Annotated in this window: 18 protein-coding genes and 1 pseudogene; 9 read left to right on the top strand and 10 right to left on the bottom strand. The window is 69.8% G+C overall.

Going from position 1 to position 22,910, the window contains the following annotated elements:
- Window positions 1-70 precede the first annotated feature (70 nt).
- The 4 genes from OG714_RS19980 to OG714_RS19965 all read left to right on the top strand — a co-directional run bounded on the left by OG714_RS19980 (window position 71) and on the right by OG714_RS19965 (window position 6,596).
- Window positions 71-1,540, top strand: coding sequence for an ABC transporter permease (locus tag OG714_RS19980; protein WP_406122773.1), 1,470 nt, complete (start codon window positions 71-73; stop codon window positions 1,538-1,540).
- A 153-nt stretch (window positions 1,541-1,693) separates the two neighbouring features.
- Window positions 1,694-2,380, top strand: coding sequence for an ABC transporter ATP-binding protein (locus OG714_RS19975; RefSeq protein ID WP_328679685.1), 687 nt, complete (start codon window positions 1,694-1,696; stop codon window positions 2,378-2,380).
- 276 nt (window positions 2,381-2,656) lie between these two features.
- Entirely contained in the window at window positions 2,657-5,989 is a 3,333-nt protein-coding gene (locus OG714_RS19970) for a S8 family peptidase (RefSeq protein WP_406122771.1), read from the top strand.
- A gap of 94 nt (window positions 5,990-6,083) precedes the next feature.
- Entirely contained in the window at window positions 6,084-6,596 is a 513-nt protein-coding gene (locus tag OG714_RS19965) for a hypothetical protein (protein ID WP_406122769.1), read from the top strand.
- Here the strand turns inward: OG714_RS19965 and OG714_RS19960 are convergent.
- Complete coding sequence (locus tag OG714_RS19960) at window positions 6,586-7,521, bottom strand: helix-turn-helix domain-containing protein (protein ID WP_406122768.1); 936 nt, start codon at window positions 7,519-7,521, stop codon at window positions 6,586-6,588. The genes OG714_RS19965 and OG714_RS19960 overlap by 11 nt on opposite strands.
- A 171-nt stretch (window positions 7,522-7,692) precedes the next feature.
- On the opposite strand from OG714_RS19960, the gene OG714_RS19955 reads away from it, so the two are divergent.
- Window positions 7,693-8,733, top strand: a complete 1,041-nt coding sequence (locus tag OG714_RS19955) for an NAD(P)-dependent alcohol dehydrogenase (protein WP_406122766.1) — start codon at window positions 7,693-7,695, stop codon at window positions 8,731-8,733.
- Window positions 8,734-8,949: 216 nt separating this feature from the next.
- On the opposite strand, the gene OG714_RS19950 is transcribed toward OG714_RS19955, so the two are convergent.
- The 5 genes from OG714_RS19950 to OG714_RS19930 form a co-directional block, all read right to left on the bottom strand.
- Window positions 8,950-10,065 carry a FecCD family ABC transporter permease gene (locus tag OG714_RS19950; RefSeq protein WP_406122765.1) on the bottom strand — a complete coding sequence of 372 codons (1,116 nt, stop codon included), beginning with the start codon at window positions 10,063-10,065 and terminating at the stop codon, window positions 8,950-8,952.
- Entirely contained in the window at window positions 10,062-11,051 is a 990-nt protein-coding gene (locus OG714_RS19945; protein ID WP_406122763.1) for a FecCD family ABC transporter permease, read from the bottom strand. Before OG714_RS19945 ends, OG714_RS19950 begins: the two co-directional genes overlap by 4 nt.
- Before the next feature lie 2 nt (window positions 11,052-11,053).
- Entirely contained in the window at window positions 11,054-12,082 is a 1,029-nt protein-coding gene (locus OG714_RS19940) for an iron-siderophore ABC transporter substrate-binding protein (RefSeq protein WP_406131880.1), read from the bottom strand.
- A 133-nt stretch (window positions 12,083-12,215) separates the two neighbouring features.
- Window positions 12,216-12,983, bottom strand: a complete 768-nt coding sequence (locus tag OG714_RS19935) for a Type 1 glutamine amidotransferase-like domain-containing protein (RefSeq protein WP_406122761.1) — start codon at window positions 12,981-12,983, stop codon at window positions 12,216-12,218.
- Window positions 12,984-13,024: 41 nt separating this feature from the next.
- Complete coding sequence (locus tag OG714_RS19930; protein ID WP_406122759.1) at window positions 13,025-13,921, bottom strand: AraC family transcriptional regulator N-terminal domain-containing protein; 897 nt, start codon at window positions 13,919-13,921, stop codon at window positions 13,025-13,027.
- Between the two features lie 162 nt (window positions 13,922-14,083).
- Here OG714_RS19930 and OG714_RS19925 point away from each other — a divergent pair, with 162 nt between their 5' ends.
- From OG714_RS19925 to msrA, 3 genes are all read left to right on the top strand, one after another.
- Entirely contained in the window at window positions 14,084-15,166 is a 1,083-nt protein-coding gene (locus OG714_RS19925) for an aldo/keto reductase (protein WP_406122757.1), read from the top strand.
- A 92-nt stretch (window positions 15,167-15,258) separates the two neighbouring features.
- Window positions 15,259-16,719 carry an amidase gene (locus OG714_RS19920; RefSeq protein ID WP_406122755.1) on the top strand — a complete coding sequence of 487 codons (1,461 nt, stop codon included), beginning with the start codon at window positions 15,259-15,261 and terminating at the stop codon, window positions 16,717-16,719.
- 178 nt (window positions 16,720-16,897) lie between these two features.
- Window positions 16,898-17,410, top strand: coding sequence for a peptide-methionine (S)-S-oxide reductase MsrA (gene msrA, locus OG714_RS19915; RefSeq protein ID WP_406122753.1), 513 nt, complete (start codon window positions 16,898-16,900; stop codon window positions 17,408-17,410).
- A gap of 75 nt (window positions 17,411-17,485) precedes the next feature.
- Here msrA and OG714_RS19910 read toward each other — a convergent pair whose 3' ends face one another.
- The 4 genes and pseudogenes from OG714_RS19910 to OG714_RS19895 all read right to left on the bottom strand — a co-directional run.
- Window positions 17,486-18,418: a DUF5829 family protein gene (locus OG714_RS19910; RefSeq protein ID WP_406131879.1), complete on the bottom strand. Its 933-nt coding sequence runs from the start codon at window positions 18,416-18,418 to the stop codon at window positions 17,486-17,488.
- A 160-nt stretch (window positions 18,419-18,578) separates the two neighbouring features.
- Window positions 18,579-18,875, bottom strand: coding sequence for a hypothetical protein (locus OG714_RS19905; RefSeq protein ID WP_406122751.1), 297 nt, complete (start codon window positions 18,873-18,875; stop codon window positions 18,579-18,581).
- A 126-nt stretch (window positions 18,876-19,001) separates the two neighbouring features.
- Window positions 19,002-20,117 carry a threonine/serine dehydratase gene (locus OG714_RS19900; protein WP_406122749.1) on the bottom strand — a complete coding sequence of 372 codons (1,116 nt, stop codon included), beginning with the start codon at window positions 20,115-20,117 and terminating at the stop codon, window positions 19,002-19,004.
- 66 nt (window positions 20,118-20,183) lie between these two features.
- Window positions 20,184-20,591, bottom strand: a pseudogene (locus OG714_RS19895) (DUF4291 family protein); the annotation flags it as partial.
- Window positions 20,592-20,787: 196 nt separating this feature from the next.
- Between OG714_RS19895 and OG714_RS19890 the strand changes: the two are divergent.
- Complete coding sequence (locus tag OG714_RS19890; protein ID WP_406122747.1) at window positions 20,788-22,848, top strand: restriction endonuclease; 2,061 nt, start codon at window positions 20,788-20,790, stop codon at window positions 22,846-22,848.
- Window positions 22,849-22,910: the final 62 nt, after the last annotated feature.

The following is a 22,910-nucleotide window of genomic DNA, read 5'->3' as shown; positions in this document are numbered from 1 at the left end:
GACAGCCTTCTCATCGTTCTCTTATGTCGGCCTTATGGCATCATCACGCGCCGTACCTAGCTTGCGGGCCATGTTCTTCACCTACCTGAGGCGCGAGTTGCGCCGCCGCAGAAAAGCGGCCCTCGTCGTCGCCTCCGGCCTCGCACTGGGCATTGCGCTGGTCATCGTGGTCAACTCCGTGTCCTCCGGCATGGGGAAGGCACAGGACAAGGTCCTCCAGTCGCTGTACGGACTCGGTACGGACATGACCGTCACCAAGGCGGCCACGCCCACCGCGAGCGGCTCGCAGCAGCCGCGGTTCCAGTTCGACGCCAACAACAACGGCGACAGCAAGACGCAGAGCAGCGACCGCGTCATGGTCCAGGGCTTCACCACCCTGGCCTCCACCACCGTCACCAAGGTGGCGGGGCAGAAGGGTGTCTCCGACGCCGTCGGCGGGCTCAGCCTCAACGTCGTCAAGGTCGACGGGCAGTTCACCCGCGGCCAGTTCCAGCAGAACCAGGGGAGCGGCACCGGAGGCGGCGGCAACCGCGGCGGCGGCACCGGCGCGCCGCAGGGCGAAGTCACCGGTGGCGGCGCCAACTTCAACATCAACTCGTACTCGGTCTACGGCACGGACGTCACCAAGCCCGCGCTCGGCCCGCTGACCTCCTCGAAGATCACCAGCGGCCGTACCTTCACCACCGCCGAGGCCAACTCCAAGGTCGTCGTCGCCGACTCGGCGTACGCCAAGGAGAAGAAGCTCAAGGTCGGCTCCACCGTCACCATCAAGAGCGTCAAGTACAAGGTCATCGGCATCGCCACCGCCACCAGCGGCGACGCGGCGGCCAACCTGTACATCCCGCTGACGCAGGCGCAGACCCTGAGCGGTGACAAGAACAAGGTCACCACGATCTACGTCAAGGCGACCGACTCCAAGCAGATCTCGGCGGTCAAGAAGACCATCACGAGCAATGTCTCCGGTACGACGGTCACCACGTCCGCCGACCTGGCCGACACCGTCTCCGGGTCCCTGTCCACCGCCTCCTCCCTCGCCACCAGCGTCGGCAAGTGGCTGTCGATCGCGGTCCTGATCGCCGCGTTCCTGGTCGCCGGGCTGCTCACCTCCTCGGCGGTCTCGCGCCGGGTGCGCGAGTTCGGCACGCTGAAGGCGCTCGGCTGGAAGTCCGGCCGGGTGACCCGGCAGGTGGTCGGCGAGGCCGTCGTCAACGGACTGGTCGGCGGCGTCCTCGGCATCGCGCTCGGCCTGGCGGGCGCGTACGTCGTGACCGCGATCAGCCCGACCCTGTCGGCCTCCCTCGGCAGCACCGCCGCCGGTGGCCGCGCGGGCGGCGGACCCGGCGGTGGCGGCGGTGGCTTCGGCGGTGGCCGGCAGGCCGCGGCCAAGACGCTCGACGTCGCGCTCACCGCGCCCGTCAACGCCACCACCATCGCCCTCGCGGTCGGCCTCGCCGTGGCCGGCGGCCTGATCGCCGGCGCCTTCGGCGGCTGGCGAGCGTCGCGACTCCGTCCCGCGGACGCCCTGCGCAGAGTCGAGTAGCCGGCACCTGGTCAACGCCGGTCACTGCAGCGCGCCCCAAAGGGGCGCGGGGAACTGCGCGACCAGCCACGACGGCGCCGTAGACGAAAACGGCGCAACGGGGCCCGTCCCACGACGGGCCCCAACCCCCTTTACTTTCCCAGGAGTTGGACCATGTACGAACTCAGAGGCGTCACCAAGCTCTACTCACGCGGCAAGGAAACCGTCCACGCCCTCGACGGCATCGACCTCACCATCGGCGACGGCGACCGCCTGGTCATCCAAGGGCCGACCGGCGGCGGCAAGTCCACCCTGCTCCAGATGATCGGCGCCCTCGACCGCCCCACCGCCGGCGAAATCGTCCTGGACGGCGTCGACCTGGCGAAACTGTCCGAGGCCAAGCTCACCAAGGTCCGCAGCGAGAACATCGGCTTCGTGTTCCAGTCCTTCAACCTGATCCCGACGCTCACCGCACAGGAGAACGTCGAGACCGCCCTCGTACCGCTCGGCATGAAGGCGAAGATCCGGCGTGAACGGGCCGCCGAGGCGCTGGTCTCGGTCGGCCTGGGCGAGCGGGCCAACCACCTCCCCGGCGAGATGTCCGGAGGACAGCAGCAGCGCGTCGCCATCGCCCGCGCGCTCGTCAAGCAGCCCAAGGTGCTGCTCGCCGACGAACCGACCGGCAACCTCGACGAGTCGATGCGCGACGAGATCATGGACGTACTGGAGCGCATGTGGAAGGAGCACGGGCTGACCTTCATCATGGTCACCCACGACTCCGCCATCGCGAAGAAGGCGCCGCGCCTCGCCACCATCCGCAAGGGGAAGATCACGGTGAAGGAGAACGCCGGGTCGAAGTAACTCGGTTGGCGGGGACGGGAGTTCAGGATTGGCGGCGGCCCCTACAGGAGTTCTCGCGAGCTTCACCCGACGACTGCGTAACGGAGTGCGGGCGGGGGCGTAACAGTTCGCGGATGCGCTTTCTTACCCTCCTCTCATCTCTTGAGCGGGTGATCACCCCTCGGCATACTGCGTATTCCGGGGGGTGTCACGCACAGGTGTGCGGGCTTTCCCCTGGCCGGGTGAACGGGGAATTCGCCCGGTACCTCAGCTCCAGGGGGAGTCTTGCGCAGACACGTGAAGAGAGCGTGCGCGGCCACCGTCGCCGCGTCCGCCGCCGTAGCCCTCGCCGCCGGAATGACCAGCCCGGCGGCCGCGAAGCCCGAATCCCGTACCGCCGGTGCCGCGCAGCTCGGTGCCGCACAGGCCCGGCTCAAGGGCGACCACCGCATCACCCTGATCACCGGCGACCGCGTCACCCTCGACGCCAAGGGCCGGGTCGCCGGTCTGGAGCCGGCGAAGGGCCGTGAACACATACCGGTTCAGGTCCGCAAGCTGGACGGGCACACGCTCGTCATACCCGCCGACGCGGCCCAACTGGTCGCGTCCGGCAAGCTCGACCAGCGGCTCTTCGACGTCACCGAGCTCAACAAGTCCGCGGAGCGCGCCTCCCAGAAGGCCGGCCTGAAGGTCATCGTCGGCTACCAGGGCGCCGCCACCGCCGCCAAGGCCGACGTCCGGGACGCGGGCAGGCTGCGCCAGTCCCTGAAGACGCTGAACGCCGACGCCGTGCAGACCCCGCAGCAGGACGCACCCGAGCTGTGGAAGGCCGTCACCAACGGCGACAAGTCGGCCGCCGGTATAGCGCACGTCTGGCTCGACGGCGTCCGCAAGGCCAGCCTCGACAAGTCCGTGCCGCAGATCGGCGCCCCGAAGGCGTGGGCGGCCGGCTACACCGGCAAGGGCGTCAAGATCGCCGTACTGGACACGGGAGTCGACGCCGACCACCCCGACCTGAAGACGCAGGTCATCGAGTCCAAGAACTTCTCCACGGCCACCGACGCGAACGACCACTTCGGTCACGGCACGCACGTCGCCTCGATCGCGGCGGGCACCGGCGCCAAGTCGAACGGCAAGTACAAGGGCGTCGCGCCCGACGCGAAGATCCTCAACGGCAAGGTCCTCGACGACAACGGCTCCGGTGACGACTCCGGCATCCTCGCCGGCATGGAGTGGGCGGCCGGGCAGGGCGCCGATATCGTCAACCTGAGCCTCGGCGGCCAGGACACCCCGGGGATCGACCCGTTGGAGGCGGAGGTCAACAAGCTCTCCACCGAGAAGGGGATCCTGTTCGCGATCGCCGCGGGCAACGAGGGCCCGCAGTCGGTCGGTTCGCCCGGCAGCGCGGACGCGGCCATCACGGTCGGCGCGGTCGACGGCAACGACAAGCTCGCCGACTTCTCCTCCACCGGCCCGCGCGTCGGCGACGGCGCCATCAAGCCGGACGTCACCGCGCCGGGCGTCGACATCACCGCCGCGGCGGCCCCGGGCAGCCTCATCGACAAGGAGGTCGGCGAGAACCCGCCCGGCTACCTGACCATCTCGGGTACGTCGATGGCGACCCCGCATGTCGCCGGCGCCGCCGCCATCCTCAAGCAGGAGCACCCCACTTGGGGCTACGCCGAGCTGAAGGGCGCGCTCACCGGATCCGCGAAGGGCGGCAACTACACGCCGTTCGAGCAGGGTTCGGGCCGGATCGCCGTCGACAAGGCCATCAAGCAGAACGTCGTCGCCGACCCGGTGTCGGAGAGCTTCGGCGTCCAGCAGTGGCCGCACACCGACGACACCCCGGTCACCAACCAGGTCACCTACCGCAACCTCGGTACCGCGGACGTCACCCTCAAGCTCACCGTGGCCGCCACCAACCCCAAGGGCCAGACGGCTCCTTCGGGCTTCTTCAAGCTCGCCAAGACCTCGGTGACCGTCCCGGCCGGCGGCGGCACGGCCTCGGTCGGCCTGACCGTGAACACCAAGCTGGGCGGCACCCTCGACGGCGCCTACTCCGCGTACGTGACGGCGACGGGCGGTGGGCAGAGCGTCCGTACGGCCGCGGCCGTGGTGCGCGAAGTCCAGTCGTACGACCTCACGTTGAAGTTCATCAACCGTGACGGCACCCCCGCCAAGTACTACAGCGCCACGGTGGCGGGCACGACCGGTCTCGGCGCCGGCGGCTACTTCTCTCCGTACGACGCCTCGGGCACCGTCAAGGTCCGTGTCCCCAAGGGCGGTTACATCCTCGACACCGGGATCTTCGTGGACCCGGAGGACTTCGCCAAGGGCGCCGACTGGATCGCCCAGCCCAAGCTGGACATCAGCAAGAACACCTCGGTCACGATCGACGCCCGCACCGCCAAGCCGGTCGACATCACCGTGCCGGACTCCGGCGCCAAGTCGGCCTTCGCGTCGCCGGGTTACGCGGTCATGTCGGCGGACAGCGGAGCCTCCTTCGGCTGGTTCCTGGAGACGTACGACAACTTCCGCACCGCGCACCTCGGTCCGCAGATCACCGACGGTTCGCTGACCGAGCAGTGGGACGCGCACTTCACCAAGGGCACCGACGAGCAGTACGACACCACGACCGGCGGCAAGGTCAAGCAGCTCGCCACCGGCTACACCAAGCACTACAAGGCGAGTGAACTCGCCACGGTGAAGACCCGGTTGGGCGCCGCGGCGAGCGGCAAGACCGGTCTGCTCTTCGCCTTCGGCTATCTGCCCGACGGCTCCGGCGCCTCCGCCACCAGCCGCTCGCAGCAGCTGCCCGGCACCCGCGTCCTGCACGTCTCCACCATCAACGGGGCCCAGTGGGAACTGGACTTCGAGCAGGACGGCGGCCTCGACCCGGACGGCTTCCCGATCGCCGAGGCCTACTACGTCTCGAACGGCCTACAGGCCTTCAAGGGCGGCCAGACCTACACCAGGACCTTCAACACCGCGGTCTTCGGCCCGCACCTCGACGACGTCTACGGCGTGTACCGCTACGGCAACGAGATCTCCGGGATCGTGCCGCTGTTCGCCGACTCCGCGCAGAACGCGGGCTCGTCGCTGTTCACCTCGGTCAACACGACCCTGTACCGCAACGGCACCAAGGTGGGCTCCAACAAGGACCCGCTGTTCGGCCAGGAGGTGTTCAAGGTCCCGGCCGCCAACGCCTCGTACAAGCTGACCACTTCGGTGATCCGCAGCGTCAAGGTCGCCGCCGCCTCCACCCGGATCGACGCGAGCTGGACGTTCTCCTCGAAGAAGCCGAGCGGTTCCTCCGAGGCCAGACTGCCCGTCTCCACGGCCCGCTTCAACGCGGTCACCGGCCTGGACAGCCGCGTCGCGGCCGGCAAGAAGGCGACCTTCCCGGTCACCGTCGAGGGCGCGGCAGCCGGCCGCAACCTCAAGTCCCTGGGCGTGTGGGTGTCCTACGACTACGGCCAGACCTGGAAGAAGGTGAACGTGGTCAACGGCAAGATCACCGTCACCAACCCGGCCAAGGGCAAGGCCATCTCCTTCCACGCGAAGATCGCCGACAAGAAGGGCAACAAGTCGACGATCTCGATCTACAACGCGTACTACGGCAAGTGAGCCGCGGAACTCGTTGAGCGGCAGGGTCAGTTGAGTGGCGGACGGCCCGCCGGAAGTTCACCTTCCGGCGGGCCGTCCGTGTTTTCCTGACCCCATGACCGCCGCCGTGACCGCCATGATCACCGCCGTCGTCGGTGTCCTCGGCACCCTCTTCGCGCCCGTCCTCAGCCAGCGCCTCACCGCACGGCAGCGCGCCGAGGAGGCCCAAGTCGCCGAACACCGGCGGCGGTTCGAGGACCGCCGGGACGCGTACACGGCCATGAACCGCTCCTCACGCCAGTTCCACACGCTCCTCAGGGACGCCCTGCACCGCATCCGCGACGGCGTCTACACCGAACGGGAGCGCGACCAGCTGGAGGAGGCGCGCCGCGATCACCGGGACCGCTACGCCGAGGCGCAGATGGTCGTACCCGAACGCGTCCTGGACGCGTCGCGCTCGGTGAACGAGGTCCTCGTGGCCGCCGACGCCGCCGTCAAACGGCTCGACCGTGGGCTGGCCCGGGACGGCGAGAGCGCCGAGCAGACCATGCTCGACCTGAAGGAGGCCGAACCCCGGCTGACCGCGATGCGGCGGCTGATGCGGGCGGATCTGGGCGTCACGGAGTGAGGTCGGGGCGCTGGGCCGCCGTGCCCGCCCGCGTCGCGTCCGTGCCCCAGCTCGCCAGCAGGCGCAGGGCGTCGGCCGAGGGGGAGCCGGGCTCCGCGTGGTAGGTGATCAGGGACTGCTCGGAGCCGTCGCCCAGACGGAAGCCCTCGAAGTGCAGGGTGAGGTCGCCGACCAGGGGATGGTGGAGGCGCTTGACGCCGTACGTCTTCTCCTTGACGTCGTGGGTGGCCCACAGACGCCTGAACTCCTCGCTCTTGACGGAGAGTTCGCCCACCAGGGCGGACAGGCGCGGGTCGTCCGGGTGGCAGCCCGCGTCCATCCGGAGCATGCTCACGATGTCCGTGGCCTTCTGCTCCCAGTCCACGTACAGCTCCCGGTACTCGGGGCGCAGGAACACCAGCCGCGCCCAGTTCCGCTCCTGCGGCGGCAGCTGGGACCAGTCGCCGAAGACGGCCGCGGCCATCCGGTTCCAGACGAGGATGTCCGAGCGGCGGCCCGAGACGTACGCCGGGACCGTGTCGATCGCGTCGAGCAGCTGCCGTAGCGGAGTGCGCACGTGCTGGGTGGGGGCCGACGGCTTCTTCTTGTGGTGCTTCGGCTTCGCGAGGTGGGTGAGGTGCGAGGACTCGGCGTCCGACAGGCGCAGCGCGCGGGCGATCGCGTCGAGGACCTCCGCCGACACGTTCCGTCCGTTGCCCTGCTCCAGGCGGGTGTAGTACGCCACCGACACCCCGGCCAGCTGCGCCAGCTCCTCGCGGCGCAGCCCGGGCACCCTGCGGTGCCGCCCGAAGTCCGGCAGCCCCACGTCCTCCGGCTTCAGCCGGGCCCGCCGGGTGCGCAGGAACTCGCTCAGCTCGGCACGCCGGTCCAGGGGCGGTCCGGCGTCGGCCGCGGGCTCGGTGGCGGGTTCCGGCTGTTCGTCCATACGGTCCAGTATTCCCGGTCATACGCCCAGGAGCCTGACCTCGCTGGTGGTAGGCACAGCGGACGTACGCAGAGCCGTGGCCTGGGTAGCCTCCGGGCTTTCGGGCAGGCTAGGTCCCGTGCCCGGTCAGAAGGCGGCCGGGCGCGCATCCCCCCCTAGGAGTGTTCCGGCATGACCACAGTCGCTGCGTACGCCGCCCCCGCCGCCAAGGCTCCCCTGGAGCGCACCACCATCGAGCGCCGGGCCGTCCGCGAGTTCGACGTACTGATCGACATCAAGTTCGCCGGTATCTGCCACTCGGACATCCACCAGGCCCGCGAGGGCTGGGGCGAGGCCATCTTCCCGATGGTCCCCGGCCACGAGATCGCCGGCATCGTCTCCGAGGTAGGACCCGGCGTCACCAAGTTCCAGGTCGGTGACCGGGTGGGCGTCGGCTGCCTGGTCGACTCGTGTCGCGAGTGCGACAACTGCAAGGCCGGCCTGGAGCAGTACTGCACCGGCGGCAACGTCGGCACGTACAACGCCGTCGGCAAGGACGGTGAGCCCACCTACGGCGGCTACTCCGAGAAGGTCGTCGTCGACGAGAACTACGTCCTCGGCATCCCCGAGGGCATCGCCCTGGACGAGGCCGCGCCGCTGCTCTGCGCCGGCATCACCCTGTACTCGCCGCTGAAGCACTGGAACGCCGGTCCCGGCAAGAAGGTCGCGATCGTCGGCATGGGTGGCCTCGGCCACATGGGCGTCAAGATCGCGCACGCGCTCGGCGCGGAGGTCACCGTCCTCTCGCAGTCCCTGCGCAAGCAGGAGGACGGCCTGAAGCTGGGCGCCGACCACTACTACGCGACCAGCGACCCGAAGACCTTCGAGGAGCTGCGGGGCACCCTCGACCTCATCGTCTCCACGGTGTCGGCCCCGCTCGACCTCGGCGCGTACCTGTCGCTGCTGAAGACGGACGGCGCGCTGGTGAACGTGGGCGCCCCCGAGGAGCCCGTCTCCCTCAACCTGTTCTCCGTGATCGGCGGCCGCAAGACCCTGGCCGGTTCCGGCATCGGCGGCATCCGGGAGACCCAGGAGATGCTGGACTTCTGCGCCGAGCACGGCTTCGGCGCCGAGATCGAGCTGATCTCCGCCGACCAGATCAACGAGGCGTACGAGCGGGTGCTGGCGAGCGATGTCCGCTACCGGTTCGTGATCGACACGGCCACGATCTGACGGCGTCGCTTCAGCCGGGTCCCGGAGCCGCACTGCTCCGGGACCCGGTGCGTTGTCGAGTGCGGGTGCGTCGTGGTTGCTCGCGCAGTTCCCCGCGCCCCTTAAAAGCAGGTCGGCTGAACCGGGGCCGTCTTTGGGGGCGCGGGGCTGTATCGATATGCGGCTCCGCCGCGTGGGCGCGACCAGCCCCCACCGGCCCGCAGCGGCCGACGAACCTCAGCCCCCCGCCCTGTTCCGCCCCAACAGCCACAGCAGATACGGCCCACCGACCAGCGACGTGAGCGCGCCGACCGGAACCTCCAGCGGGGGCAGGATCGTCCGCGCCGCGAGATCGGCCGCCACAAGAATCACCGCACCCGTCAACGCCGAGCAGACCAACGGCAGTTGAGGCGTACGGGTGAGCCGCCGGGCCAACTGCGGGGCGGTCAGCGCGACGAACCCGATCGGTCCGGCCGCGCCGGTCGCCGTCGCGGCCAGCACCACCCCGAGTACGGTCAGCGCGAGCCGCGTCCGGTCCACCCGCACCCCGAGCGAGGCAGCGGTGTCGGCGTCGAGCCCGAGCGGCCGCACGGCCCGGCTCGCCCACACCAACGCGGGCAGACACACGAGGAGTACGACGGCCAGCGGTGCCGCCTGCTCCCAGCCCCGCCCGTTGAGCGAACCGGTCAGCCACAGCTTGACCGTCTCGGCGGCCTCCAGCTCGCTGTCCGAGAGATACAGCTGCACGACGGCCGACAGGGCGACGCCGATCCCCACACCCGTCAGCACGAACCGACTTGGCTGCATCCCATGCCGCCACGCCAGCACGTACACGAGCGCCGCGGCCGCGAGTCCGCCCAGGACGGAGACGGCGGGCATGGCGCTGGGCGAGCTGACGACCCCGGCGGACAGCGCGAGCACGGTCGCGGCGGCGGCACCGTGCCCGACACCGATCACGTCCGGACTGGCCAGCGGATTACGGGTGACGGTCTGCACGAGCGCCCCGGCGAGCCCGAGGGCCACTCCGACCAGCGCCCCGAGCACGATCCGCGGGACCCGCAACTCATTGACGACGAGGTCGTATTGCCCGGAACCGGTCCGGAGCGTGTGCCACACCGCGCCGGGCGGGATGTAGGTCTGTCCGAAGCAGGCGGCGGCGGTCATCGCAACGGCCAGCACCAGCACGAGAGTCGCGGCCGCGACGGCCGAACGGCGGTGCAGGGCAAGGGAGATGGCGGTGTGGGGGCGGAGGACGGTGACCCCGGCGGGGCGGAAGGTATCGGTCGTGGTCGTGGTCGTAGTCGTGGTTGCGGTCGCGGGTGCGGGGTCGGTGAGACGGGACGCGTTGTTCATACGGCCGTCCCCCTGCGCCGCACCAGGACCACCAGCACCGGCACTCCCACCAGCGCCGTCATCACCCCGGCCGGGACCTCCGCGGGCGCCCGCACCACCCGCCCCGCCACGTCCGCCGCGACCAGCAGCGCGGCGCCGAGCAGCGCGGACAGCGGGAGCAGGGCGCGGTGGCCGCCGGAGGTGAGGCGGCGGGCGAGATGCGGTACGGCGAGTCCGACGAAGGCGATCGGTCCGGCGGCGGCCACCGCGGACGCCACCAGCAGGGTCGCCCCGAGCGCCGCACCCACCCGGACGCGCCCCACCCGGTGCCCCAGCGCCCGCGCCGTCTCGTCCCCGAGGGCCAGCGCGTCCAGCCCGCGCGCACAGGCGAGCACCAGCAGCGCCCCGGCCACCAGGAACGGCAGCATTTCTACGACCGTGTCGGCGTCCCGTCCGCTCAGTGAGCCGACCTGCCAGAACCGGAACTGGTCCAGCGTCGCCGAACTCGACGTCAGGACGACGGTCGTACCACCGGCGGTCATCGCCGACAACGCCGTACCGGCGAGGGCGAGTTTGACCGGTGAGGCCCCGCCCCGGCCGCGCGCGGCGATGCCGTAGACGAGGCAGGCGGCGAGGACGGCGCCGGCGAAGGCGTACCAGACGTAGCCGGTGAAACCGCTCGCGAGGCCGGTCGCGATGGCGAGGACGACGCCGGCCGCCGCGCCCTGGCTGAGGCCGAGGATGCCGGGATCGGCGAGCGGGTTGCGGGTGACGGCCTGGAGTGCGGCGCCCGCGACGCCGAGTGCCGCGCCCGCCGTCAGCCCGATCTCGGTGCGGGGCAGCCGCAGCGACCGTACGACCAGCGCGTCGGGTGAACTCCCGCCGTGCAGAAGGGCGTTGAGTACCTCGGACGGGGGGACCGGGCGGGTGCCGACGGCGAGGCTGAGCAGCACGGCGGCGGCCACCGCGAGGGTGGCCGCCGGCCAGGCGAGACGTTTGGGGTTCATCGCTACTTGCTGATGTCCTCGGCGAGTTGGAGGACGACGAGGCGGGCGGCGGTCGGGCCGGCGTTGAGGTACCAGGGGTCGTCGTCGACCTTCACGGCGTGTCCGGACCTGACCGCCGACATCGACTTCCACAGGGGTCCGGCGAGCACGCTCGCGGCATCCGTCCTGTCCGCGTCGCCCTGCACGGAGTAGAAGATCCAGTCACCGTCGGCCTTGTCGATGCTCTCGGCGCCTATGTCCTCCGAAATCGCCTTGAACTGCTGGGACTTGGGCCGGTCGAGCCCCATGTCGACGGCGATGGAACCGGTGAAGGAGGAGACCCCGAACATCCGGGTCCGGCCGGGCGTGAACCGCAGCATCGACACGGAGGTCTTCGACAGCGCCTCGCCCTTCTCGTGCGCGTCCTCGACGATGCCGTCGAGCAGTTCCTGCGCCTGCCGGCCCTTGCCGATCGCGTCGCCGACGAGGAGGAGGTCGCGCTTCCAGTTGATGCCGTTGCCCGCGGTGATGACGGTCGGCGCGATCTTCGACAGCTTGGGGTAGAGGTCGCCGAGCGAGTCGTTGGCGAGGATCAGGTCGGGCTTGGCGGCGGCGAGGGTCTCCAGGTTGGGCGCCTGGCGCGTGCCCGCGTCCGTCATCGCGGCGAGCTTCGACTTGTCGGAGGGGAAGGCGTCCGCGAGGTAGTCGGGGACGAGGCCGGCGTTGTCGGCGCGGGTGGTGGCCGTCGGGACGGTGCCGAGGGAGAGCAGGTCGTCGAGCTGTCCGGTGCTCAGCACGGCGATCTTCGTGGGCTTCGACTTGATCGTCGTCCTGCCCTCGAAGTGCGTGACAGTGCGGGGGAAGGTGCCGTCGGTGTCGGTGTCCGAGCCCATGCCGGTCGCGAGGGCGCTGGGCGCGGCGGCCGGGCCCTCGGAGGCGCCGATCACCTTGTTCTGCTGCCCGTCGCCCGTCCCCGACTTCTCGGCATCGTTGTCAGCGGAGGACGACGAACACCCGGCCAGCACCCCCCCGACGGCGGACACGGCGACCATCGCCGTGACAGCCTTCCTCTTGAACGCGCGCACTGTCACTGTCTCTCCGATCAAATCCGGCCAGGTAAGGCTTACCTTAACTCGCCGTCGGAGTGGCTCGCGACAAACCCTCGTCGGCCCTACGGGAGCGGACTCACCGGGTGCGGAACGACTCGCCGGCCCCGTAGGACCGTACGGACACGTCACCGTCCGACGTGCCGGTGGGCCGTACGGAATGGGCGCGGCCCAGCCCGGACACATGGGCGCGACCGTCCGCCGCCACCTCGACCAGGGTGTTCTCGTCGATGGCGACGCCGTGGGGAAGCCGGTGCCGGGTGACGGCGGCGATGAGCCGGGGCAGCGTCCCCCACTGCGCCGCGTGCGCGTCCACGGCGAAGGGCACCAGCCCCAGCCCCTCCCGTACGGCGATCTCGTCCAGGTCCTCGGCGGTGTCCTCCGGGCACACCGGAACGCCGTCGAGCAGCCACCCCCCGACGACGGCCGACCGCGCCGCGAGGGCGGCACCGGCGGAGAACCCGGCGTACGGCACACGCCGCTCCGCGAGAAGCCGAGGCAACCGGTCGAGGCACCCGGCGAAGGCGTCCTGATAGGCGGGGGTCAGCCCACCGCACACGAGCACCCCGTCGACGTCCGACACCGCCTCGACATCCAAGCGCCCACCGATCGGCACGAGCACCGGTACGGGTACGCAGTCGGCGGCACGCCTCAACGCAGCCTCGTAGCGGGCGAATTGCCGGTCCCCGTCCCCCTCACCCTCATCGACGATCACACAGGCGACACGGGGCACGGCCCCGGCGGAGCCGCCCGCGGCGCGGAGAAAGGGTTCATGGACGACGGGGGTGGCCCACCCGCCGCCGATCAGGAAGGTGCTGGGTCCGGTGGGCTCGCTGGGCTCGGTCACGGACGCATCAAATCCCCTCCCCGCGCCCCTGTCACAGCCTTTTACGCGCCCGCCACCCCGCCCCGCAGCCGTACCGCATCCTGCCCCGGTGGCCGGCCGAACGCGCGGCGGTATTCGCGGCTGAACTGGGACGCGCTGTCGTAGCCGACCGCGAAGCCGATGTCGGAGACATCGCCCGCGCTGCTCATCAGCAGCAACCGGGCCTCCTGGAGGCGGATCCGCTTCTGGTACTGGATCGGGGTCAGTGCGGTCACCGCGCGGAAGTGCCGGTGGAAGGGGGAGGCGCTCATGCCGGCGAGCCGGGCCAGGTCGTCGATGCGGAGGGTCTCCGTGTGGTGGTCGCGGATCCAGCGAATGGCCCTGCCGATATGGGTGAGTTGGCTGTCGGCGAGCCCGATCTGCCGTACGAGAGAGCCCTGTTCACCGGTGATCAGCCACCACAGGATCTCCTTCTCGATCAACGGCGCGAGCACCCGCGCATCGCCGGGACGGTCGCACAGCCGTAGCAAACGCACTGCCGCGTCGAGGAGTTCGGTGGGTGCGTCGCACACGGCGAGACCGTGGGGGGTGGTCGTCCCGCGGGGGAGCGGGGCGGCTCCGGTGTCGAGCAGCAGGGAGGCGATCTTCGCGGGTTCGAGGGCCAGGCCGCAGGCGAGGAAGGGTTCTTCGGGGGTGGCCCGCGTGTAATGGCCGGCGACCGGGAGATCGACCGAGACGACGAGATACTGCCCGGCGCCGTAGTCGTGGACGCGGTCGCCCAGGGTGAGCCGCTTCGAGCCCTGCGCGACGATCGCCAGGACGGGGCGGGCGACGCTCGTGGTCGGCGCCTCCGGCTCGTCGGCCCTGGTCAGCAGCAGACCGTCGACGGCGAGGGGCGCGCGGCCGGCGTGCCGGTCGATCAGGGCGCGCAGTTCCGTGAGAAGCGCGGGTGGGTGCACAGCCCGATCCAAGCACCGGGAGGGACCGCCCGCAACCGTCCGCCCGTACGGCAGATCAACAGGATCGTGCAAGCGAGCGGTGGGATCGCCCTAACAACTCCCCAGGTCACGGTGGTGTCCTTGAGGAGTCGGTTTTCCAGCCACTTCCCAGAGGAGCATTTCATGACACTCGACTCGTACGTCGGTCTCGGCCGTTCCGGTCTCAAGGTGAGCCCCTTCTGTCTCGGGGCGATGAACTTCGGCGAGGACGGCGGCTTCGGCTGCGGCGTCGAGGAGTCCGAGAAGATCCTCCAGACCTACCTCGACCGCGGCGGCAACTTCGTCGACACCGCGAACTTCTACACGAACGGCCACTCGGAGGCGATCCTCGGCGACTTCCTCGCCGCCCACCCCGGCCTGCGCGACCGCCTGGTCCTGGCCACCAAGTTCTACGGCAACCTCCACCTCGGCGACCCCAACGGCGGCGGCGCGAGCCGCAAGGCGATCATCGGCCAGCTGGAGGACTCGCTGCGCCGCCTGCGCACCGACTACATCGACCTGTACTGGCTGCACAACCACGACCGCTCCACCCCGGTCGAGGAGACCCTGCGCACCCTGGACGACCTGGTGACGGCCGGCAAGATCCGTTACGTCGGCTTCTCCGACACCCCGGCCTGGTTCACCGCGAAGGCCCACACGACGGCCCTGCTGCGCGACTGGACCCCGGTCACCGCGCTCCAGTTGGAGTACTCGCTCCTGGAACGCACCATCGAGGGCGAGTTGATCCCGCTGGCCCAGGACGCCGGAATGGGCGTACTGCCCTGGAGCCCCCTCAAGAGCGGCTTCCTGTCCGGGAAATACACGCGTGAACACTCAACTCCCGCCGACACCAAGCGCTCCGCGGTCCTCGGCGCCCCAACTCCCGCCCAGTTCACGGTGATCGACGCGGTCGCCGAGGTCGCGGAGCAGACGGGCGCGACCTCCGCCGCCGTGGCCCTGTCCTGGGTCCAGTCCCGCCCCGGCATCACCTCCACCCTCATCGGCCCCCGCACCCTGGCCCACCTGGAAGCCAACCTCGCGGCCCTGGACCTGCACCTCACCCCGGCCCAGACGGCGACCCTGGACGAGGTGTCCACGCCCACCCTCAACTTCCCCTACGACCTCAACCGGCAGGTCGGCGACATGCTCAAGTACGCGGGAGCGACGGTGGACGGGGTGCCGAGCGCGGTGTATCCGCCGCTGGTGGAGAGCGCGGCGCGGTACTGAGCCGCGGCGCCGGTCCCCGAGGCCGACACGTCAACTCCGTTGCGTGAAACGGAATTTCGTGGCTCCTCGGCGTGGTCGTTACGGTCGGATTCATGGAGCCGAATCTGTGGAATTTCCCGACGGCCGAAGAACTCGTGGCCGCCCTGCGCGCCGGTGACGTGTCCTCGGCCGAACTGACCGACGAGGCGATCACCCGTATCGAACGGCACGACAAGGCGATCAACGCGGTCTGCGTGCCGGACTTCGACCGTGCGCGGGCCGCGGCGCACGCCGCCGACCAGGCACGCGCCCGCGGCGAGGACCGGCCGCTGCTCGGCATCCCGGTGACGGTCAAGGAGTCGTACGACATCGCCGGACTGCCCACGACCTGGGGCATGCCGGAGCACCGGAGTCACCTGCCGGCCGAGGACGCGGTACAGGTGTCACGGCTCAAGGGCGCGGGCGCGGTGATCCTCGGCAAGACCAACGTGCCCTTGGGACTGCAGGACGTACAGAGCTTCAACGAGATCTACGGCACCACCAACAACCCCTGGGACCACGGCCGTACGCCGGGCGGCTCCTCCGGCGGATCGGCGGCGGCCCTGGCGTGCGGGTTCGGCGCGCTGTCCATCGGCTCGGACATCGGCGGTTCGCTGCGCACGCCCGCGCATTTCTGCGGTGTCTACGCCCACAAGCCGACGCTCGGGCTGGCGGCGAGCCGCGGCATGGTCCCGCCGACCGCCCCGGCGATCCCGGCCGAATCCGACCTCGCCGTCGTCGGACCGATGGCCCGCACCGCCCGCGACCTCACGCTCCTGCTCGACGTCATGGCCGGCCCGGACCCGCTGACGCACGGTGTCGCCTACGACGTGACGCTGCCGCCCGCGCGCCATGAGCGGCTCGGCGACTTCCGGGTCCTGGTCCTCGACGAGCATCCGTTCATCCCGACCGGGGCCGCGGTGCGGGCGGGCGTGGACCGGGTCGCCGACGCGCTCGCGGACGCCGGTGCGCGCGTCGAACGGCACAGCCCGCTGCTGCCCGATCTGACCGAAGCAGCCCTGCTCTACGCGCAGTTGCTGTTCTCGGGCTTCGCCGCACGGTTCCCCGTCGAGGCGTACGAGCACTTCCGCGCCCTCGCCGCAGGACTGAGCCCGGACGATCACAGTCTCGACGCGGCCCGGCTGCGCGCCATGGTGTTCAGTCACCGGGACTGGACCGAGGCGAACAACCGGCGCGAGCTGCACCGTCACGGCTGGCGGCGGCTCTTCGCGGAGTTCGACGCCGTGGTGTGTCCCGTGACGCCGACGCCCGCGTTCCCGCACGACCACGACCCCGATCCGCTGGCACGCCGACTTGACATCGACGGCGTGGCGCACCCGTACCTCGACCAGCTCGTCTGGGCCGGCCTGGCCACCATGCCCGGGCTGCCCGCCACGGCCGTACCGGCGGGCCTGTCGCCCGAGGGGCTGCCGGTGGGCGTGCAGATCGTCGGCCCGATGTTCGAGGACCGCACCCCGCTGCGGCTGGCCGAACTGCTGGAGGAGAGGATCGGCGGCTTCCAGGCACCGGCGTAGGGCGCCGACGTCGGGCGTCGGGCGTCGGGCGTAGGACGCAGGGCGTGCGGGCAGGTCGGTCGCGGAATCGCGCGGACCCCTCGTGCGTTGAGCACACTGGGTAAAGGATGCCGGTGAGCTATGAGCCGAGTGACCGAACTGCCCGAGTGATCGAGCTGACGGAAATTGGAGGGTCGCGATGGCTGCGCAGACGCAGAGGGCCGTGCTGGCGGGCGGATGCTTCTGGGGGATGGAGGAGCTGGTCCGCCGGCTCCCGGGCGTGACGGCGACCCGGGTCGGCTACACCGGGGGAGACGTGCCGAACGCGACGTACCGTAACCACGGCACGCACGCGGAGGCCATCGAGATCCTCTACGACCCGGAGCAGACCGACTACCGCGCGCTCCTGGAGTTCTTCTTCCAGATCCACGACCCGAGCACCAAGAACCGCCAGGGCAACGACATCGGCCTCAGCTACCGCTCGGCGATCTACTACGTCGACGACGAGCAGAAGCGCGTCGCCGAGGACACGATCGCGGACGTGGACGCGTCGGGCCTGTGGCCGGGCAAGGTCGTCACCGAGGTGGAGCCGGTGGGCCCCTTCTGGGAGGCCGAGCCGGAGCACCAGGACTACCTCCAGCGGTACCCGGACGGCTACACCTGCCACTTCCCGCGCCCGGGATGGCAGCTGCCGGCCCGCGCGGACAGCTGACGACGGGGCGAGCGGTACATCACCCAGAGGCGTGCGCCCCCTCGACGATCGACGAGGGGGCGCACGCACTGTCTTCTAGCGGGTGGTGCCGTTCTTGGCGAACGTCCACACCGCACGGCTGCCGGGGCCGACGGTGAGCGTCGAGTTGCCGATCCGCTCCACGTGCCGGTCCTTCACGGGCCGGTTGAGGGACATGTCGACCTGCTGGTACCCCGCCTGTTCGCGCGGGGCGACGTCGAGCCGGATCGTGGTGCCGCCGCCCTCCGCGACGACGCCCCCGCCCGTCACGGTCCGGACGCTGAACCCGCCGGCCCGCAGCAGCGGCACGGTGTCGGCGAGGTCGCCCGCGGTGATCGCGATCCGGACGGCGGTCACGTCACGCATGAGGTGGGTGCGGTAGTCGTCGGAGAGATAGCGCTCCCGGCCGACGTCACCGGGGAAACTCGGCGGCTCGGTGTTGCTGCGGGGGTCGGCGAAGTACTCCGGCCGGTACTCCATGCCCCAGGTGTCGAAGGCGTCGTACTGGGTGTCGGTGAGGACGGCGTCGAACCACGGCACGGGCACACCGTCACCGAAGTCCTTGGTCTGGAGGAAGTCGACGGGTTCGGCGACTCCCTCGTCCTTCAGCCGTTCCCTGACCGCCGCCAGGTCTCCCGCGTGTTCGACCGAGAGACCGAGTCCGGCGGAGCCGAGGGTGCCGTCCTGGCCGGGGACGTCACCGATCCCGAGCAGTTCCAGGTAGGTCTCGCGGCCCATCAGATAGCGGCCGGTCCAGGTCTGGCCGCCGGTACCCGTCGTGGTGCGGACCTGGAAGTTGGCGAACTCCCGCAGGTAGTCGGAGTGTTCGATGGCGTCGGCGGTCTCCCGGTCGAAGACGCCGAAGGAGTGGTTGTAGAACAGCGACTGCCGATCGTACGAGCCACCCGAGACCCGACTCCCCTCGGCCTGTGCCGTCCCCACCCCACCCCCGATCGCTCCGGCGAGAGCCACAGCGAGCACGATGATCATCCGTAGTGTGCGACGAATCAGCATGTGCGGGAGCGTAGGGCGGGGAGGACGCGGCCGAGGTTCATTGCGAACGAGGCCGAAATGCTTGACACATGGCGTTTTGGTGATGGTGGTGAGGGGTGGTGGGGGTGAGGGAGGAAGCGGGCGGGCCGTACGGCTGTCACAGCAGGCTTTCGTCCCGGACCGTCCAGCCCGCGCCCAGCTCACGGCGCAGCGCCTCCAGCGCGGTGCGCGCCTGCTGCTTGAAGAGCCGCAGTTCTTCGTCGGACCAGGGGGACGGGTTCGGCGGATACGCCCAGTCGATCGACGACTGATACCACTCGCTCAGCCTCGCCAGCTCGGCACGGGTGGCCGGGGTGATCGGCAGGCGCTCCAGCTCGCACGGGTAGCCGTAGGGGCTGTCCATGTCGTCCGGCCACAACGGGACGTCTACGCCGGCCTCGAAGAAAAAGCGCAAGGAATGAACCACGCCGCACCCTCTCACGAGGCCGGGGTGAGGCCTCGGCGTAGGTCTGGCGACGTCTGGCGTACGTCTGGCGTGCGGTGCGTGTGGTGCTCGTAGTGGGCGGCGGGCGGGCGATGGTCAGGTTCCGTGCGGGACGGGAGCCGCACCGATCCAACGGCGATAGGTGTCCCCATCGACGTTGCTGCCGCACACGATCGTGACCACATGACGGCCGGCGAAACGCTCACGGTCTTCCAGGATCGCCGCGATACCGAGCGCGGCCGACGGTTCGACGACGAGGCCGGCGTGGTCGAGGAGCAGCCGCATACCGGCGATGATCGACGCCTCCTGGACGAGAACCGCGTCGTCGGCGACCAGGAGGAGATCGTCCAGGACAACCGGGATGGGGTGCCGGCCGGCGACACCGTCGGCGATGGTGTCGGTCGACTCGGTGGTGACGACGCGCCGCCGGTGCCACGAGCGGGTCATCGCCGGTGCGCCCAACGGTTGCACGCAGATCACCTCGACACCGGGCGCCAGGGCCTTCAGCACATGCCCCACACCGGTGGCCAGCGCCCCACCGCCGAGAGCGATCAGGACGACGTCGAAGGGCGGCGGGGTGCCGGCCAGTGCGCCCGGTTCGGCCGGTTCGATCGGTTCGATCGGTTCGATCGGTTCAGTCAGTTCGGCGGGTTCGGCGGGTTCGGCCAGTTCCGCCTGTCGTTTCGTCTGTCGTTCTGTTTGTTCTGTCAGCCCCAGCAGTTCCAGGCCGATGGTCGCCGCGCCCTCGCAGGTCTCGAGGTCCAGGCTGTCCTCGACCAGCCGGATGCCGTCGTACCGCGCGATCTCCGCCGCCCGCTCGCGCGCCAACTCGTGGTCGCCGTCCACCAGTTCCAGCCCGGCGCCCAACGCACGGATGCGATCCAGTTTGGCCGCCGTCGCGAAACGGGACGCTACGACGGTCACGTCGAGCCCCCGGCCACGACCGGACCAGGCGAGGGCCTGGCCGAGATTGCCCGCGCTGGCACACACCACGGCCCGCGGACCCTTGTCGGCGAGCAGACTCGCGACCACCTCGGTGCCGCGCCCCTTGAAACTACGGACCGGGTTCGCCGTCTCGAGCTTGATACTCACCGCACACCCGAGAACCGGCTCCAACGCCTCGCAGCGGTACAGGGGAGTGTCGAGAAACACCGGGTCGATCACCCGGCGAGCGGCCAGGATCCGAGCGTTGTCGAGACGCGTCTGCTGCACGACAGGGGAGCGTAGCGTTGCCGACGCTCTTCCATCCGGGCGGATGCCGGCCTTCTTCTTCTCCGGTCACGGACGCAGGTCGGTCGGCAGCCTGTCCACGTCGGGGCAGGAGAGTTCCCGGGGCAGCAACCGGGTCGCCGAGTCGAGGTCTCCGCTGCTGACGAGCGCCCGGATCTCATGGGCGAGCGGTGTCACGTCGCGGATGGCGACCGTCCACTCGTCCGCGTAACGGCGCACGGCCTCACCGGACAGACCGAGTTGCAGGGCACGGTAGGGCAGCGGTTGCAGGCGCAGATCCCGCTCGGGGTCCCACTGCACGCGCGCGGGCGCCCGCTTCAACTGGCGCTGCCCAGCTGCCTGGTCGGGGTGCACCCCGCGGACGTAACTCGACAGGCACGCGTGTCGCAGCGCCCACTCGAAACCGTCACGGCTGATCTCGACAGCGAGGACGGTCTCCTGGCCCGCCTTCGCGCCCGCTGCGGATTGTGGCCATTTGGGTACTGCGGCCTGGCGCGTCCTTGGTCACCTTCCAGGAAGGTTGACCTGGGGGGATGTGGCGAGAAGGTTGCCTTGACGAGTGGATATGCGAGACGGCAATTGCTGGGTAGAGTCGTGTGGTTACAACTGGTTGTGGGGACAACCAGAGTGCCTCGGGGAGGGCCAGCACCTCATGAGTCGTCGTTCTACCGGCGTTGTCGGCGTCTGGGCTGAAATGCAGCGGCAGCAGCAGCGCCAGATACAGGCGGAAGCCAGGCGACAGAGACAGGAAGTGCAGCAGGCGCGTGCCTATCAGCGGCGGGCTGCGCAGAGCCATCGTGAGTACAGGCAGGCGGAGGCGCTGCGCCGCACAGAGGAACTGGACGCACAGGTTGCGTCGCTGCAAGGTCTTCTCGCCTCGGGCTGTCAGGCTCCGGCTTTCAGGGCTTCCTCACTCCTGCGCTCCGAGGACGTCCAGCCCTTCGCTCCAGGAACACTGGCACAGCCCGTGACCATGCCGGACTTCAATCAGTACCAAACGCAGAGCGGGTGGACCGCCAATCGCCGCGCTCAGGCGCAGGCCGAAGCAAGGGCGCGCTTCGAGCGGGACTGGCGGGCCGCCGAGACGGCGGAGGCCCAGAGGCAGCAGCAACTGGCGTCTTACCAGCGGGAGTACCAGCAGTGGGCCGATGCTCAGCTGACCGACGTACGCCGGTACAACGCTGACATCGTCAAGGTGACCGATGGGGTGAGGCGCCGCGATCCTGAATCTGTGGTCGAGTACTTCTCGGGCGCGCTCTACGCCTCCACATCGTGGCCGGAGGATTTCCCACGTCAGGTGGCCGCCGCCTACGACCCGGCAGCACGACAACTGGTGCTGGACTGGGAGTTGCCCGCCTACGACATCATTCCCGAGGTCAAGTCCGTTCGGTATGTGTCCGGGACGGACCAGGACAAGGAGACCCCCCGTCCGGTGGGGCAGCGTCGGGCTCTGTACCGGGAGGTTCTCGCGCAGTGCACGCTGCTCGTCCTGCACCAGCTCTTCGCCGCGGATGAGCTGGGCGCGCTTGAGTCGGTGACGTTGAACGGGTTCGTGGACGGGCACGACCCGACGACGGGCCGACCAGGACACATTTACCTGGCTACCGTCATGGCGTCACGTTCGGCGTTCCGTGACCTGCACTTGGCACAGGTGGACGCAGGAAGCTGCCTGGCCGACGCGTTGCGCGGCCAACTCTCGCCTCGTCCCGACCAGTTATCGCCGGTACGCCCGAGTCGCCTGCCCCTGGATGTCGGGAACCGCGTCGTCGCCCATGGCAGCGATGAGGAGCCCGACCTGTACGGCATGGATCCGATCCTCTTCGAGGACCTCGTTGCCGATCTCTTCCGGGCCATGGGGATGCAGGCGGTCACCACCCAGCGCTCCAACGACGGAGGCGTCGATGTCGATGCACTGGACCCGACACCGATCCGAGGCGGCAAAATCGTCGTACAGGTGAAGCGCTACCGCAACACGGTTCCGCCCACCGCCGTGCGTGACCTGTACGGGACCGTCCAGGATGCCGGCGCCAACAAGGGTGTCCTCGTGACGACGTCCGGTTTCGGTCCCGGTTCGCACACCTTCGCCAACGGAAAGCCGCTCGAACTGATCTCGGGCACTCAACTCGTGGACCTGCTACACCGACATGGCTTGCGGGGGCGCCTGGGCGAAACCGCCCGCCAGGCTCCAGCGCAGCCGACACCGTCCGGTTCGGGCACTCCGCTGCCCGACGACTACAACGTTCTGGGCATGTCGTGGACCGGAAGTGTGGCCTTGGATGTGTGCGCTCTCGTGTGCCATGGCAACCGTGTCCTCAGCGACGAACATTTCGTCTTCTTCAACAACCCTCAGACAGCGGATGGATCGGTCCGCGCCCTTCCTCCCACGGCACCTGACAAGGCCGCAATCTGCGTCTCCTTCGACGGCCTGCCGGAAGACGCGGACCGGTTGGTCCTCGTCGCAGCCATCGACCCAGAGGTAAACCCTGAGGCGGACCTCTCCGGCTTCACGGACGCCTGTATCCGCCTGCGGGACCCGGGGCTGAACGAACTGGGACGACTCGATGTCTCCGACGGCCGGCCACACGAAACCGCTTTGGTACTCGGCTCGTTCCGCCGAAGGTCGAACGGGGACTGGGACTTCGTGCTCGGCGGCAAGGGTTACACGGGCGGTCTGGAGGAACTCGTTCAGGACTTCGGTGTCGAAGTGGACTAGCACCATCCATGGGTTCCGCCCATGCATCGTGGGCAGCCACGGGGGACACGGCCAGCCTCCGC

The organism is Streptomyces sp. NBC_00989, assembly GCF_045162655.1.
Classification (GTDB): Bacteria; Actinomycetota; Actinomycetes; order Streptomycetales; family Streptomycetaceae; genus Streptomyces.
Note: the sequence above shows the minus strand (reverse complement) of the source record. Positions and strands in the feature narration are given on the sequence as shown.